At 41.3% G+C, this 15,812-nt stretch carries 16 protein-coding genes and 3 pseudogenes; 13 read left to right on the top strand and 6 right to left on the bottom strand.

What is annotated here, in order from left to right:
- The first annotated feature begins 26 nt into the window (after positions 1-26).
- From AC58UU_RS22470 to AC58UU_RS22445, 6 genes and pseudogenes are all read left to right on the top strand, one after another.
- On the top strand, positions 27-3,359 hold the full coding sequence (locus AC58UU_RS22470; RefSeq protein WP_497318994.1) for a DUF5107 domain-containing protein: 3,333 nt from the start codon (positions 27-29) through the stop codon (positions 3,357-3,359).
- Entirely contained in the window at positions 3,359-4,312 is a 954-nt protein-coding gene (locus AC58UU_RS22465; protein WP_497319351.1) for a DUF5107 domain-containing protein, read from the top strand. Before AC58UU_RS22470 ends, AC58UU_RS22465 begins: the two co-directional genes overlap by 1 nt.
- Before the next feature lie 183 nt (positions 4,313-4,495).
- Positions 4,496-4,855, top strand: a pseudogene (locus AC58UU_RS22460) (transposase); the annotation flags it as partial.
- A 445-nt stretch (positions 4,856-5,300) separates the two neighbouring features.
- Complete coding sequence (locus tag AC58UU_RS22455) at positions 5,301-5,933, top strand: LysE family translocator (protein WP_497319349.1); 633 nt, start codon at positions 5,301-5,303, stop codon at positions 5,931-5,933.
- Positions 5,934-6,487: 554 nt separating this feature from the next.
- Positions 6,488-6,718: a hypothetical protein gene (locus tag AC58UU_RS22450; protein WP_497318993.1), complete on the top strand. Its 231-nt coding sequence runs from the start codon at positions 6,488-6,490 to the stop codon at positions 6,716-6,718.
- Between the two features lie 284 nt (positions 6,719-7,002).
- A complete protein-coding gene (locus AC58UU_RS22445) occupies positions 7,003-7,386 on the top strand; it encodes a hypothetical protein (protein WP_497318992.1) in 384 nt (127 codons plus the stop codon).
- Between the two features lie 578 nt (positions 7,387-7,964).
- On the opposite strand, the gene AC58UU_RS22440 is transcribed toward AC58UU_RS22445, so the two are convergent.
- From AC58UU_RS22440 to AC58UU_RS22430, 3 genes and pseudogenes are all read right to left on the bottom strand, one after another.
- Positions 7,965-8,246 (bottom strand): hypothetical protein, encoded by a 282-nt coding sequence (locus AC58UU_RS22440; protein WP_497318991.1) that lies wholly within the window; start codon positions 8,244-8,246, stop codon positions 7,965-7,967.
- A complete protein-coding gene (locus AC58UU_RS22435) occupies positions 8,243-8,617 on the bottom strand; it encodes a hypothetical protein (RefSeq protein WP_497318990.1) in 375 nt (124 codons plus the stop codon). The genes AC58UU_RS22440 and AC58UU_RS22435 overlap by 4 nt, the downstream gene beginning before the upstream one ends.
- A gap of 100 nt (positions 8,618-8,717) precedes the next feature.
- Positions 8,718-9,005 (bottom strand): annotated as a pseudogene (locus AC58UU_RS22430) (IS66 family transposase); the annotation flags it as partial.
- Between the two features lie 109 nt (positions 9,006-9,114).
- On the opposite strand from AC58UU_RS22430, the gene AC58UU_RS22425 reads away from it, so the two are divergent.
- From AC58UU_RS22425 to AC58UU_RS22415, 3 genes are all read left to right on the top strand, one after another.
- Entirely contained in the window at positions 9,115-9,243 is a 129-nt protein-coding gene (locus tag AC58UU_RS22425; protein WP_497318989.1) for a hypothetical protein, read from the top strand.
- Positions 9,244-9,826: 583 nt separating this feature from the next.
- Complete coding sequence (locus tag AC58UU_RS22420; RefSeq protein ID WP_497318988.1) at positions 9,827-9,958, top strand: transposase; 132 nt, start codon at positions 9,827-9,829, stop codon at positions 9,956-9,958.
- Positions 9,959-10,321: 363 nt separating this feature from the next.
- On the top strand, positions 10,322-10,924 hold the full coding sequence (locus tag AC58UU_RS22415) for a hypothetical protein (protein WP_497318987.1): 603 nt from the start codon (positions 10,322-10,324) through the stop codon (positions 10,922-10,924).
- A gap of 173 nt (positions 10,925-11,097) precedes the next feature.
- On the opposite strand, the gene AC58UU_RS22410 is transcribed toward AC58UU_RS22415, so the two are convergent.
- Entirely contained in the window at positions 11,098-11,994 is an 897-nt protein-coding gene (locus AC58UU_RS22410) for a DUF2334 domain-containing protein (RefSeq protein WP_497318986.1), read from the bottom strand.
- Between the two features lie 225 nt (positions 11,995-12,219).
- Here AC58UU_RS22410 and AC58UU_RS22405 point away from each other — a divergent pair, with 225 nt between their 5' ends.
- From AC58UU_RS22405 to AC58UU_RS22395, 3 genes and pseudogenes are all read left to right on the top strand, one after another.
- A complete protein-coding gene (locus AC58UU_RS22405; RefSeq protein ID WP_497318985.1) occupies positions 12,220-12,684 on the top strand; it encodes a hypothetical protein in 465 nt (154 codons plus the stop codon).
- A gap of 53 nt (positions 12,685-12,737) precedes the next feature.
- Positions 12,738-12,974, top strand: coding sequence for a group II intron maturase-specific domain-containing protein (locus tag AC58UU_RS22400; protein ID WP_497319347.1), 237 nt, complete (start codon positions 12,738-12,740; stop codon positions 12,972-12,974).
- Positions 12,975-13,078: 104 nt separating this feature from the next.
- Positions 13,079-13,187 (top strand): annotated as a pseudogene (locus AC58UU_RS22395) (VOC family protein); the annotation flags it as partial.
- Between the two features lie 33 nt (positions 13,188-13,220).
- On the opposite strand, the gene AC58UU_RS22390 reads toward AC58UU_RS22395, so the two are convergent.
- The gene (locus AC58UU_RS22390) at positions 13,221-13,628 is read right to left on the bottom strand and encodes a VOC family protein (protein ID WP_497318984.1); all 408 of its coding nucleotides are present in this window, start codon (positions 13,626-13,628) and stop codon (positions 13,221-13,223) included.
- Positions 13,629-13,875: 247 nt separating this feature from the next.
- Here AC58UU_RS22390 and AC58UU_RS22385 point away from each other — a divergent pair, with 247 nt between their 5' ends.
- Positions 13,876-14,298: a hypothetical protein gene (locus tag AC58UU_RS22385; protein WP_497318983.1), complete on the top strand. Its 423-nt coding sequence runs from the start codon at positions 13,876-13,878 to the stop codon at positions 14,296-14,298.
- 169 nt (positions 14,299-14,467) lie between these two features.
- Here AC58UU_RS22385 and AC58UU_RS22380 read toward each other — a convergent pair whose 3' ends face one another.
- On the bottom strand, positions 14,468-15,229 hold the full coding sequence (locus tag AC58UU_RS22380; protein WP_497318981.1) for a metallophosphoesterase: 762 nt from the start codon (positions 15,227-15,229) through the stop codon (positions 14,468-14,470).
- Between the last annotated feature and the right edge of the window lie 583 nt (positions 15,230-15,812).

The following is a 15,812-nucleotide window of genomic DNA, read 5'->3' as shown; positions in this document are numbered from 1 at the left end:
AGAGACAAACAGATAAGGGAGTGATGATGTTGAGTCAGAAAGTTCGCATATGGGAAGAAGAAATGTCGATTCCGACTTATGGCATTGGTGAGCCGGATCGCAATCCGATGTTCTTAGAGAAACGTGTTTATCAAGGAAGCTCTGGTAAGGTATATCCTCATCCAGTTATCGATAAAATTGACGATGAAAAGAAACTCCAGTCGTATCGTATGGTGATATTGGAAAACGAATATGTTCGTATCGAGATTATGCCTGAGCTTGGCGGACGCATTTACCGTGCGTTGGACAAAACGAATGACTACGACTTCGTATATTATAATCGAGTCATTAAACCAGCATTGGTTGGCCTAGCCGGTCCATGGATTTCCGGTGGCATTGAATTCAACTGGCCGCAACATCACCGTCCGAATACGTACGGACCGGTTGAATACAAGCTCACCGACAATGAAGACGGAAGCGCTACCGTATGGGTGAGTGAGATCGACCGCATGTATGGGACGAAAGTGACTGCAGGTTTCACACTCTATCCGGGTAAAGCTTATCTAGAAATTTCTGCGCAGTTATATAATCGGACACCGGAACCACAAACGTTCCTATGGTGGGCAAACCCTGCAGTTGCTGTTAATGATCATACGCAATCTGTATTTCCACCAGATGTAACAGCTGTCTTTGACCATGGAAAACGTGACGTCTCCAGGTTTCCAATTGCAACGGGAACGTACTACAAAATGGATTATTCAGCTGGCGTTGATATCTCACGCTATAAGAACATTCCCGTTCCTACATCGTATATGGCCTATAAATCCGATTACAACTTCGTCGGCGGTTATGATCATGGAGTACAAGCAGGTTTGTTGCACGTGGCGAACCATCATGTTTCACCAGGTAAGAAACAATGGACTTGGGGGAATGGTGAGTTCGGGCAAGCCTGGGATCGCAACTTGACGGATGAGGACGGACCTTACATTGAGCTCATGACTGGCGTTTACACAGATAACCAACCGGATTTCACGTGGTTGCAGCCCTATGAAGAAAAATCGTTCAAGCAATATTTCATGCCTTACAAAAATATAGGTGTCGTTAAAAATGCTTCTATCGATGCTGCGATCAACTTAGAAGTTGACGAGAATACGCGTGAAGCTGTTGTATTTGCCTATGCAACTTCCGTATTTGATGGCGCTGTTGTTGAGTTAAAAGGTCGAAGCCGAACTTATTTGAAGGAAATCGTGAAGCTGTCTCCAAATGAAACGTTCAAGTCTGTCCTTACACTGGATGAGAACGATCAAGCATACGACTTGAAACTGACTGTAAGGGATGCAAAGGGTACGCTACTCATTGCTTATCAGCCTGCCAAGCCTTCAATCGAGCAAGTACCGGATGCAGCTAAGCCACTGCTGGAGCCAGCGGAGTTAAAAACGAATGAGCAGTTGTATTTAGCCGGTCTACATTTAGAGCAATATCGCCATGCAACGTTCGAACCAGAAGATTACTATTTGGAGGGCTTAAAGCGCGACCCAAGCGATAGCCGTATTAATGTTGCATACGGTACACTCTTGCTACGTCGCGGGCTGTACACTAAGGCAGAAGGACACTTCCGGACGGCTATAAAGTCTCTTACTTGGCGGAATCCAAATCCGTATGATAGTGAAGCTCTCTATCAATTAGGCGTAGCACTTAAAGGGCAGGGACGTAAGGAAGAAGCATTCGCTGCACTCTACAAATCGACATGGTCCGCAAATTGGCAAGATGCTGGCTTCTTCACTCTGGCACAAATTGCTTGTGAGAAGGGTTCTTACAGTGAAGCGTTGGAATTGGTTGAGCGTTCGCAGGTACGCAATTCCCGCAATTACAAAGCACGTCACTTGAAAGCTGCACTTCTGCGGAAGTTGGGGCAGTTGCAAGAAGCACTAGTTTTCTCAGAGGAGACACTTGCTTTGGATATCGCTGATTTTGGATCAGCTAACGAACGTTGCCTTACGCTTTCAAGCCAAGGGGAGCAAACACTTGCTAACGAAGCATTAAAGGAGCTTATGCGCCTCATGCGCGGCGATGCTCATAATTACTTGAACTTGGCGTCGGATTATGCAAATTGCGGATTGTTCGAGGAAGCCATTGAATTGCTTGGGAGAATTGTACAAGGTCACGATTCGGATGTGAACCCAATGCTCCATTACACGCTTAGCTATCTCAATAAGCAAGTAGGGCATTCGGAGCTGGCTCATCTTCATAAGAGAGCCGGAAATACTTCAACATCGGATTATTGTTTCCCCAATAATTTATTTGATTTGCAAGTGCTGACAAGCGTTATCTCGGCGGACGCTAAGGATGATAAAGCACATTATTACCTTGGCAATTGGTATTACGACAAAAAAAGGCACGAAGATGCCATCACACACTGGGAAGCGTCACGTTCCATTCGTGAAGATTTCGCGACGGTACATCGCAATCTGTCTCTCGCGTATTTCAACAAACGAGGGGATTCAGCATCGGCTCTTATCTCTATGGAAAAAGCCTTTGCTTGCAGGCATGATGATGCGCGTGTATTCTATGAACTGGATCAATTGTATAAGAAGCTAAGTTACACCGCTGCTATTCGATGCGCTAAGCTAGAGGAGCACCGAGATTTGATTAACAAACGTGACGATCTCTATGTGGAGTATGTCACTCTCCTGAATGCGCAAGGTTTTCACGATAAAGCCATTCAAGCTATACAAGCACGCAATTTCCACCCTTGGGAAGGTGGTGAGGGTAAAGTGACGGGGCAGCATGTATTTGCCCATGTCGAGCTTGCTAAGACAGCTTTAGCAGAAAATCGCTTTGAAGCAGCTGTATCATTTTTACAGCAAGCACTTATTTATCCGGATAATCTAGGTGAAGGTAAGCTGTCTGGTGCGCAAGAAAATAATGTGTACTATTATCTTGGACTCGCTCATGAAGGTTTAACTCAGACTGAACAAGCTCAAGAATGTTTCGTAATAGCTTCTCAGGGATTGGAGGAGCCAGCTAGTGCCATGTATTACAACGATCAACCGCCTGATATGATCTTCTATCAAGGCATGGCATGGCTTGCTCTAGGCAACGAGAAGGAAGCGAAACGTCGCTTCAATAAGCTGATTGATTACGCCGAGAAGCACCTGTTCGACGAGGTGAAATTTGACTATTTCGCAGTTTCCTTGCCAGACTTCCTGGTTTTCGAGGACAATTTGAATGTGCGAAATGAAGTTCATTGTCTATATATGATGGGACTGGGGCACCTTGGTCTTGGTAACATGGAAATGGCTAGTGAGCAGTTCGATAAAGCTCTCGAACTGGAAGCTAATCATTCAGGTGCGCGAATTCATCACGGCATGTGTAAGTGATGAAAGAGCGTGAGAATATCGTAACAACTGGAACCTATAAAGGCTTCTTATCCATCACCATTGAAAATGAACAAATCCGTATGGAGATTGTACCGGATCTCGGAGGGAAATTGGTTTCAATGATTTATAAGCCAAGTGGCAAGGAATGGCTGATTGATTCGGGTGAAAGACCTTTAAGACTACCGATTTACGGCTCGACCTTTGGTGAATGGGATATGAGCGGTTGGGATGAATGTTTTCCGACGATTAATGCTTGTCCATGGGAAATGGATAAAAGCATTAACCTGCCCGACCATGGCGAGATATGGGCGCTTCCTTGGATGTATAGGGTGGAAGAGAACGAGGTCATTTGTTCAGTAGAAAGTCCGTTGCTATCGTGTAAGTTCACAAGAAGCATCTCCTTTCATTCAGCGAATAAGGTGAGGATGGGTTACCGTGTTGATAATATGAGCGACCAGCCCATGCCTTTTTTGTGGGTGCCTCACCCACAATTCGCAGTCACGGAACCGACTCGTATACTACTCCCCGAATCCATGGAGGAAATGCTTTGCGTGTACACGGGTCATACGCTGAAGAATGGAGAAACGTATGCCTGGGATGATGTATCTCTGATTTCTCCTGTAGTTACTGCAGATGGAAGAAAGTTTTATTATGAGGGGCAAGTACCCTTAAGTTGGTCTGGTCTATATGGTCAGGAAAGTGATAACTTCTTGATTGTCTCTGTTCCAAAGGAGAAGGTTCCTTATCTAGGGGTTTGGATAGATGAAGGCATGTACAATGACCGAGTTGCATGTGCATTGGAGCCTAGTATTGGTTATTATGATTCACTTGATATGGCTGTAAGTAATGGAACTGCACAAATAATACCGGCAGATTCATCTTTTGAATGGTATTTAGAGCTATCTATCGGTGTAGGGGATTGGTGTTCTGTTACTAACAAGTTACAGGGGTGAATAGTCATACATGAGGAAGGCTGTGCATTTACACAGGCTAAGCTTGAACAGCAGAATGCCGAGTTGACGGCCAAGATTAGCTGGTAACGAAGAGCAGTTTCGGCTTGCCCAGCAAAAGCGTTTCGATGCCTCAAGAGAAAAAACGGATCCAGATCAACTCGCGCTTAATTTGTTCAACGAAGCCGAGAAGAAATTCGCACGCCCATCGTAACGGCGCCGATGCCCAAACCCGTTTATCCAGGAAGTCTCGCTTCTGCCTCCATCATCGCGCATGTCATGAGTCAAAAATATGTGGACAGTCAGCCACTGTACCGCCAGGAGCAACAGTTTGCGCGCCTTGGTCTGACGATCTCACGACAGACGCTGGCAAACTGGATGATCTAAGGGACTGACCAGTGGCTAACGCTGCTCACGAATCGTATGCGCGAGCATCTGCTTAGCCAAGACATTCTACATGCCGATGAAACGACACTTCAAGTGCTGAACGAACTGGGCAAGTCCGCAGAGACACAGTCGTATCTGTGGTTGTACCGGACAGGCCGAATGGTGTCCAATGACACAAAAGTGCCTACATAATTTTATAAATAAACGCCTGAGAAATCAGGCTTTTTTATTTTTATGTGGGAAGATTAGTGTCATCAAAAAATGCACAAATGCCCCTTCATTGTAGTCTTACGACATAAATTCACCTACTTTATAGAAGCTCGAATTCGGGATAGCTCCTTATTTCATTAAGCTACCGGGCAGGTATGCGTGGTGTGAAAGATACTATTGGAATTAGTTGAAGAAGTAAGAATGAATAGTTGAAGGCTCATTAAGCTAGCGAAAAACTATAGCTCAGGAGCTGTATTGAAGCAGCTTTTTTTGATTTCGAGCAGTTTAATTTCGGAATTGACAAAAATCATAGAGGAATATACAGTTATATGCAGCTTATAAAGGTAAATTATGGTCCTGGTTTAAAAGAATTCATTCAGAAAGGAGAAAAATTATCATGAGCTTCGGTACTTTGATAGCCTTTGCCTTCGTTTCGCTTGGTATGGTTTGTTCTCCTGGTCCTAACATGATTTACTTAATTTCTCGTACTATTACGCAAGGGCGTATGGCGGGGGTTATCTCTCTTCTTGGCGTCATGCTTGGTTTTCTTGTTTACATCATTGCAACAATGTTCGGACTCACGATACTTTTTACTGCGGTTCCATTTGTTTTCGAAACAGTCAAAATAGCAGGTGCGGCTTATCTACTCTGGCTTGCTTGGAATGCAGTTAAGCCTGGAGCTACATCTATTTTGTCGACTCGAATTCTTCCAATTGACCCGCCAAAGAAGTTATTTCTAATGGGGTTTATGACTAACCTACTCAATCCCAAGATTGCTATTCTATATGTGTCGCTACTGCCTCAGTTTGAGAACCCTGCGCGAGGATCATTATTTTTTCAAAGCGCGTCTCTGGGTCTAGTTCAAATAACCGTTAGTTTTATAGTCAACCTCTTGATTATACTGACTGCGAGTAGAGTTGCCGTGTGGTTCGGCACGCGCCCTACTTGGTTATCAGTACAGCGTTGGATCATGGGGAGTGTTTTAACTGGTCTTGCTGTACGTCTTGTTTTTGAACGCCGGCAATAAGTTGGTTTAAATAAAGTCGATAATTGAAGCAGGAAAGTTAAGGAACCTGCTTCGCGGCAACTCCTCTTTTTGTTTATTGATTAACTGGCATAATAAAGCAATTACCATCTCTTACTAACTCCATTGTCAGGAGTGACTTGTTGCTATATTTCCAAAAAAAGAACCCGGTCAAGTACAAATAAACCGGGTTTTGTTGATGCTTTGATAGTATTTGACCTGGTACGTAACAGCTTTACTTTGATTTCTTTTGTTCTCCAGTTTTCCCTGATGACGTGGCATGTTTTGGGTTGTTAGTGTCTTTAGTTTTGCTCATGTTCATTGTTCACCTCCTGTCTTATTCCATAAAAGTATTTCTCCAAACCGCAATCCTTATTAGAAAAATGGTTGTATTTCGGAATACGGGTTTTTGTATCCCCCATGCTGATTGAAAAAAACGGGGCAGCCTCTCGCTCACCGAGGGACGGGCAGTTTACGCTAATGATAAAAAGCTAAAATAGGGCGTAAAGAATGAGACAATCCACCAAGTTCATACCTGAATAAAAAGGATGACGGTGATGGTAAATTTGGAGATAAACAACAAACAAATAATCATTTTTTACACTATAAATGGATCCACAATTGAAAGAGTTATTCTTTTCGATATCATTCTTGGAACAGCGTTTTATTATGTTGTTGAAATGATTTCTTCGAGTACGATAATCGCAACTATAGGCTCTCTAATCGGAACTGAGGGAGTTAAAAAACTTCGAAGGCCAATTAATGGAAGGATAATACCAGTCTCTTAAAGTTACTTTAGCAGGTCTAACGGAGAACAAGAGCGAAGCGATGGAGCCGATCCATCGCTTTTCGGCATTTATCAGTCAACCGCTCAACTATCGGACAGTAGAGCAGGACATTAGAGGATTGATCGTATAAAGATAATACTATGTTCATAATTAGTTCTTATGGACTTTTTCATCAAAGTTGGGTATTTTGCACATATTCGGCACGGATGAATGATTAAATAGACGACTATAACTTGCCTCCGGTTGCATCCCCTCATATTGTAGTGCGAAGGGGGTGATGAAACATGGCGCAACCGATAACTATTGGAGCAAATAGCATAGCTAAGATCGGCGATCGTTTTTTTCTGATTGTCGAGGTGGAGGCGAAAACAACCGGAGTTGAAATTGATCCGGTATTTGGCGTGCGAACGACCGCACAACAAGCAGCAGCACTCCTTCGTGCAGGTGTAAAGCGTACGAAATTTGAAGACTCCGATCCGAAACCGACTCGCACAACGATGGTAGAGTTGAAAGGCGTATTATTTGCTAACGGACGAATTTTCAAGGTATTCGACGTGGAAAACGCGACGATCGACATTTCCGTCTTAGTTCGGATCAATCTAGCACAGGCGCAAAGGCTTATCCGAAACGGTACACGTATCATCAAAGTTTATAGAAAACCTTTCTAAAATAGCGAAGGAGCTGCGAATGCAGCTCCTTTTTACATGTTCAAAAAATCCAGCGTTTTGTATGTACATATTTCTTGATGTTTCTCCTTCCGCTAACGTGTAACTATAGTGCAGAGGAGCTTGCTTTGAAGCAGCTCCCTTTTTGATTGCGCTGAAGTAAAGGGCAGATTACGCTAATGAGACATTGTTAAAAATATGATAGTTGATTAGATTGAAAAGTGGCATCTATGGACAAATTAAACCTAATTGTTGTTACTGGGCTAAGGATGGGTTAGATGTCGACATGGAATGTAATGTTGAGGAGATAGAGCAGGCTCATAAGAAATTAACTGAATGCAAATACATTAATGGCTGCGGCCTGTGCTTTCATTGCAGAACACATAAGTGTTTGGATAGGCATTTATAAATTGCTTAACTGGAAATACATCTACTCATTTCCGCTAAACATCCTAAAAGCGGTAATTATTAAGGGGCTCTTAGAAATAATGTTACGAGAAAGAAATATAATTAATTCAACATTAGAAAATTAACAGAGGTTTGAATAAAAGTAAAAAGATCTCCATGATCAGGAGATCTTTTTACTTTGCGGTGAGCTCATTTTGACTAGGTTTAATGGCGAACAAAGCAAGAAGGGACGCAAGCACACAAGTGCCGGCTACTATACTATAGAACATAATTTGGGGTGACAGTGTTACAAGAACAGAAGCCAGTGGAGAGCCAGTAGCAACGCCAATAAACCTCAAAGAGCTATAGATTGAAGTAATTGTGCCACGCTCAGCTTTATGTGTGACACCAATTCCAATGCCAGCAAGACTAATTAAGGCAATCAACCAGTGTAAGGAGTGAACCCCCATAATCATGAATCTGCCTCGAATTGGGTTGTTTGCATTCGTGTTTTGGCAACCCCCAGTGCCAAGTTTCCCCACAGAGTTTGCTCCACAAACTGGGATTGCTCATTTGTGCACTGGACAATCAGTATAACTTCACTTAGTTTAGTCTTCGCAGTTCTGATCTTTCTTCGTTTTATTAGGTTCTTTGTAAAATCGTATAAAAAACCAATAGCAAAACCGCTAACCGCACCAATTAGCCCCCAAAAAACTGGACCCCAGTGGAGTACAAATCCTCTGGCTACCCCAATCGTCCCGCCCATCATGGCAACTACAAGCCCAATATCGACTAATGATGTACCGTCTGTTAGGTAAACAAAAAAGAATGTGCGACATTGACACATTCTTTTTTGTGCGTTTAATGCATTAAACGATGATCTTCGTACACGAAGTGAAAGTCAAACAGCCCCCACCTAGGGATGGGAGAGAAGAAATATCTATTGTTTAAGACTTTAGCCGGCAATGCGTTGGCAGCGAAGCTGACCATGGCATGAATGGCTCCAGCGCCTGCGGATCGAGCTGACCTGTTAGTTGAGGCAGCTGTTCAAAGAGAAAATTCAAGTAGTCGAACGGCTTGAGTCCATGTTCCTTGGCTGTCTCGACAACGCTGTAGATGTTCGCGCTGGCCTTTGCGCCTCGTGGCGTGTTGCTAAAAATCCAGTTTTTTCGTCCGATTACAAAAGGTTTAATCGACCGCTCGCTTCTGTTGTTGTCGAGCTCGAGTCGTCCGTCCGCATAATGTACGGATTGCTTCTATAACTTGTCCCTTTCAAAATGGAATCTTTCAGCATTTACTATATTGCTAGAAGATTTTAAAAAATTTTAAAGGAGTGAAAAAATCTTGAAAAGCATTTATGGAGCTAATGACCCTTCTGGGAATCCTACACTACCGCCAAGTCAGGTACGAGCTACACTACCGCCAAGTCAGGTACAAGCTACACTACCGCCAGGTCAGGTACGAGTCGGCTGACACAGTTATAGGTATGAGGATGGGCGTTTGTATTGGAAATATTGGGTACAGAAGAGTGATGGCTCTTTTGACTATCTGAGAGGATGGTGGCATTTCTCTACTGGATGGTGGTACTACTTTGACCCTAGGTTTGGACCAGGATATCTAACGACAGGATACTACAATGGAAGGTATTATGATTGGAACCCTTTTACTCGTAGATTTGACCCGCGTTAACTGCCCTTCCCAAATTTCCGTGGTCGAATACAATCAAAATGAATTTGCAATAACTCGAGATAAAAAAAGGAACAGGAAGAATGAACCTGAATGACGGAGGGTAATGCAATGGGTCGAAAACGATTAACTGTTTATTACGATTACGTTTTAATTTAATGCAAGGTAGATCGTAAGATAAAAGAGTAATACACACAGTAAATCACGGAAATTATCATACCCCTTGTTGTCTGATAACAAAGTTGTTTAAAACAGCCGTGAAAAATGCAAAAAACCCGGCCTTATTATAGGCTGGTATTATCCCCTCCAAGTTACACTCATTTCCTTATGGTACCATAAGGAAATGAGTGTAACTTGGAGGGGATTTTTTATGGCTAAAAAAGGACAAACATTTAAGCAGTATACGGAGGAATTTAAGTTAGCTGCGGTTCAGGAATACATGAAGGGATCATCTAGCTATAAAATGGTAGCTGAAAAGTTAGAGATCAGAAATTGTACCTAATTGAAGGTGTGGGTGAAGAAATGGCTGAACGGAGAGGCCTTTGACGAACGCGCAGAGAAAATAACCAACCCTGGAAAGAGTCGAAAGCTTTGAGGTTCTTTGCCACCTTTATCCCCACTATAACATTAGTTGTTGATTTAAGTGACAAGCAAGTTGTTATGATACAGCTTTCAGGGGATTCTATGAAAGAATGATTCTTTCAATGTATTTCAAGATTATTAGTTATTTGAGGGGCTTTAACCACAACGCGGTTGCCGCCATGGATCGGCAGCCGCGTTGTGCTAACGGGCAGATTAGTGATATAGGTTAATTCAAAGATATGGTAATCTGTATTCAGATAACAAACCATTAGGAGCTAAAACAATGGGAAAAGTTAGTGCGATAATACAAGATCCATATTTTGATCAGCCTTCTTGGTTATCAAAAGCTGAATATAGGGAAACCATTAATCTTTCCAAATTGTCTACGCTAGATGATGCAGTCCTATTTTTTACGTTACTATGTGGGTATAACAACGTAGATGTGGATAGAGAGTCTGCAGATGTATTAAATGAACTCATAACCACAGATGAAGTTGCAATACGTGGTGGAATAGCCTTTGAGGACAAAGATAAAGTGATACTTCCGAGCTGTTGTTGTGGGCTTGAGAATTGGAGGGACTTGCTCGAAGCGGTTTTAAGTAAGAAGGGTGTATGGCTTGGTCACGATCCTTTCCCATCAATAGAATACGTAGATAATACGGTAAGGATTTGGTCTGACGATTTTTCTGGTGTAATGAGAAAAGATCAATCTGAGCAAGAGTTGCAGAAGATGGATTATATCGAATATAACAGAGATGATTTAATAAAAAAATTGCAATCCAGCGAGACTGATTTGTTGGACTTTTATAAGTACTCGTTAGAAAAGGCACTTTGGATGGTTGACGATTACTATAAAGAAATGTTGTTTTTGAAATATTGTAAGTGATTCAATCTGGATGTGAGATAGGCTGACGCTAGCACAGCTGAACTAACGAGGAACGATAGTGAAAAAAGCCAAGTCTTTTCGCTAACCGGGATACAGACTAAACCTTTTTCTTTTACTCGAGACAACGTGGAACAATACAGCAGCTAAGAGGTGCCGGTTTGTTTACAAATAAATTATTTATGCACACACTCATCACGATTGCGGCTAGAAGAACGGAACAAGTCCAGGATGGATACGAAGCGCCGGCCATTTGAAAACATGTGTTGAATGAGCCTTTTGAGGGGGGAACGATCCTCATAAATGGGACGAGCATTCTTCCGTATATGAATATAGGGAAATTCGAGAAACGGATGATAAAAAAAGGAAGCCAAATCATTTTCACCGAAGCTGTTAGCTTGGTTCATCATCCTATTCACGTCTTGTTCCACGGTTTCACTGCCTATATAGCCCAGGGGCGTCGGTACATAATATGTCTTTCCGAAAATCGAACTTGATCTGCGGAAACTCACTTGTTGGCTGTCGGGGGCTTCTGGATTATCTTCATACATTAACCAGGTACAGGTCTCCAAAATCTTGCGCTGAACTTCGGATACCGTATAATGCGGGGTTTCAAACCAATCCGGTTTCAAACCTGCAGCATAAAACTCGGAAAATGCCATGTAAAATCGTCTGTAAGCGTAAGACTGTTGAAAATGTAACATTGTTGATAACGATTCCAGCGGATCCCCAGGTGGGCAGTCTTTCTTACATCCTGAATAAGCAAATTCATATCCCTCACCACTGATAGACTGGCCATACTGGTGAGTATATCCGTGCATGCCGAGTGATGCTCCGCGTGCGCACAAGGCATGTAGGGTTTGAACGAATCTGACGGAAACTGGATTGTAAGGATTTCCCATAGGGCAATCGACTCCACGTAGGGGATCGATAAATCGAGAGATAACCGCAACCTGAAAAGGCACTCCATGCATATATAAATAATCCGCAACAGTGAGTAATTTCAGTTGACTATCCGCCGTTTCGTAATAACCCCCAGGTCCGATATCCTCGAGCCGAATTAATGCTTCCAACTTTCAATCTCCCCCAAAACTGTACTTTTCCTTTTTTAGCAATTTATGTGGATAACTTGAGTTTCATTACTTGATGATACCTGTATATTATTGGGCAGAGTCTCATTGCGCTAAAGGGCAGTAGAGCGTGGTGTCATTGGAATGCTTTTGTGGAATTATTAGGAAGAATAACACAACGATATAGAATGTATATACGTCTAATATGTGAAGAAACGGGGTGCACGCATGATACGAACAAAGATAACGATAGGAGTGCTTGTTGGTATCATCGGGGTGTTGGTAATGATCTTGGTTATTATTTTAACGACTGACAAAAATGCATTTGAAAGAAAAGATATTATCCTTCACCATTTCAACAAGGTGGATGTAGACCGTTTAAATGAGATGGTTCAGCGCCATAAAAATGGAAAAGGCGACTATCTTATGCTCATTCCACAGATTATCGACGGTGGTTACTGGATACATGATGTGCATTCAAACGGCAGGGAGGTCACCTGGACCATTGATAATACCAGAGATGGAATGAGTTCTGAGCATGGAAAACAGGTTTACAGATGCAAGATGATTAGCATGGATGAGACAAAAGATCATTACGTGTATACACTTAATCAATGTGAAAATGAAGGTGAAAAGAGCATACCAATTTTTAGCCTCCTCAAGGAAGATGTTTTGTTACGCTCCCTCGATTAACATGGGGATTTTTAGTAGTGGAACTATAAAACAACCCCGAGCCAAGAAACAGGCTGTTCCGGACAACGAACAAAATGATTGAAGAACTCAATCCGAAAATCCAGGGATGGAAAAATTGCTATGCCATGGATTCCTTTGCCGACCAGTTTCTGAATAAAATCGATTGGTATATTCGGAAAAGATTGATGCTGTTTTGGAACAAGAAACACAACCGTCGTAAGAAGCACAGCAACTCCAGATTGGCGGGTATTGTGGCTCAGCAATCGGGGTTAAAGAAACTTGTAGGCTAGGAAATACGCGAACGTCAAATTTTATTTTAATCAAAACTATTACAATTCGAAGATTGAAATAAACGGGCATTCATTTGAAAAAGGTATATCAATAAGGCTCGATAAAGATTTCTTTGCCGAAGTATGCATTGCCTGGAATGGTATGGCAAGGATATTACATGGACACCGAAGGATATATTTGGAATCCATCAGCCAGATAAGGATGCAAAATAGTATTTGTCTTTCCAAACATAGAAAAGCCCGACCTCATGCGGTCGGGCTTTTGGCAGTACCGTTATTTTTATATCGATGTTGATCGAAAAGAATTTGATTCCCGTCCGGATCCTCAATGATAAAATGTGCTGGTCCTTCACTTGCTTCATCTGCTTCAGTCAGCATTTTCATTCCTTTTGCTTTAAGTTGCTTTTGTATTTCTCGTATATCCGTAAACTGATCGAGATTTTCATTATCTTGGGTCCACCCTGGATTAAAGGTGAGAATGTTCTTTTCAATTATTCCTTGAAATATTCCAATTTCGCAATTTTCATTCTTCATAACAAGCCAGTTCTGTTTAATGTCACCGGCCCAAATTTGAAATCCGAGGTTCTCGTAAAAAGATTTTGATACATGAATGTCTTTTACGCTTAAACATACAGAAAATGCACCTAGATTCATATTTTCTTCTCCCTTACTGTTATATTCCATGTCATTAATATTATCTTAATCGCTAAACATTATGAAATAAAGAGCTGCTAGACACTAGCCATCAAAATGACTCATTACCTGGTGAATTACAAAAAGGGCGACGAGTGTGTACATCACTCATCGCCCTTTTTTGCAGGAAGACAGAATTTCGCAGAACAAGAACTAAGAAGAAAGTGAAATATATGAAGATAACCGCCATATAACGGAGCGTGATTATTTGTCAAGAGGGCTGATTATCTTTATAAATGACTTCATTCCCAAACAAGAAGTGCTAGAGTTTGTGAAAGTTTCTTTGAATGGTTATGTTATCTGGGAAGATGACTTGAAAAATGCAGAAGCAGTTATGGAAAAGGATGAAGGCACAATTTGGATTAAATATGGTTTCGATTTCGAATGGTGGAAAGAAGAAATAGAAACTTTAAAAATCCAATTTGAATTTGATGTAAAGACCTATATACGGATTGAAATAGGTAGTGCTGATGAATCTGATGAATTAGCTAGAGATTTTTGTGTCTCATTTATGAATCATTATAGTCGCTCTTATTTACATGACTTTAGGAAAGATTTTTTTCTTAATTATACTGAGGGTTCTCAGATAAAACTAAATGAAGAGGGCAGTTGGGAATTTTTTTTAAGATAGTTGGAATCGAAGACTGCCGTCATCATGCACCACTTAACCGCACTACGCCATTGAGCTAACGGGAAACGATAGCTCAATTACCTTCAAGTCAAGGGCTGCCGGGCAAACCGACAGCCTTTTCTCTTGCGATTATTCGAACAGGCTTACCCAATTTCATCAGTGTTTCAAGTTATAAATAGTGCATCGTTATCTCACTTCTGACTAAAAATCTTGCATTAATACCCGTCTGCCCAATTCCCTTAGATATGTAGTAAGCCCCATATTGGTTTTTATGTAGACCCTTATATATCCCCATTCTAGGCAATTTTCCCGCGTCTTTAACTCTAAACAAAAATGGAATATTAAATTGTTTACCATGTAGATGTCCAGCCATTAAATAATCAAAGTGTTTGTTCAAATGTAGAACAATGTTAGGATCGTGAGTAATAACGATTTTCGTTTTAGTATGATCAACATTTTGAAAAGATGTTTCTATGTTGCTTTTGCCTGAATCAAAGTCATCAATTCCAATTAAATCAAATTGATCAATCTGTACCGATTCATTTCTTAATAGATGTAATCCATACTTCCTTAATAGATTGATTAAATCCATTACATTCTTTTGCTGGTAATCATGGTTTCCAAGGACACAATAAATCGGTACATTACATATAGTCATTGCTCTTAGATACTTTTCTAGCTTGGAGAGGCTTTTACGATATTTGGTAAAATCACCTGTAACAAATATAAGGTTTGGCTTTTCACCATTGATAATGGTCGCAATTTTTGTTGGACTTATTCTTAATCTTTCTACATGCAAATCACTAATCTGAAGGATTTTCAAATTTAAATCTAGAGGATATTTAATCCGCTCAATTTTCAACCATTGTGTAGGTAAGATAAAACTTATATACAACAAGAGTATTAGAATCAATATGTATAAATAAATCACTTCACCATTCTCCTCACATAGAAGATTCATTTTGTTGAAGTAATATTTATTCTAGATAAATCTGGAATATCCCTTCCTGTCTAAGTGAAACAAATGAGATACTATCCGAACTGAACAGTCTTTAGAATGATGTTGAGGTTACAGCATTATCTAAATAAAAGAGAAGTTTGATTAGCAGCATCATCACAGGATGGTGCTTTTTTGGTTGCCCACGGGAGCTTCTAGGAGCCTGTCGGGTGACAAGAAAATAGTCCGATTGCCGAACCACGCCAAGAATATCGTCCGATTGCCGACAACGAGACATATACGGTGGGTCCATTCCACTACCATGAAAATTAAGAATCGGCAGTCGAAGAAAAAGAACAGCACTAAAGAAGACGCAGCTAATTCATTTTTTGAAAATGTGCAGCGCCTAGGATATTGGTGATCCGTGGATCAGGAGACTTCCGAAATTGTAACATTGTAGCCTAAGGTTTCGAGTCTTCGAACCGAATTCCGTACAATAGCTCCAAGTTTTTGTTTATCAAAATAATCTTCACCTAAGTCTACATACATCTCTTTTCTTGTCAGCAGATAATAAGCG

This window comes from Paenibacillus sp. JT22N1 (genome assembly GCF_059692155.1).
This window is presented reverse-complemented; position numbering and strand designations above follow the sequence as displayed.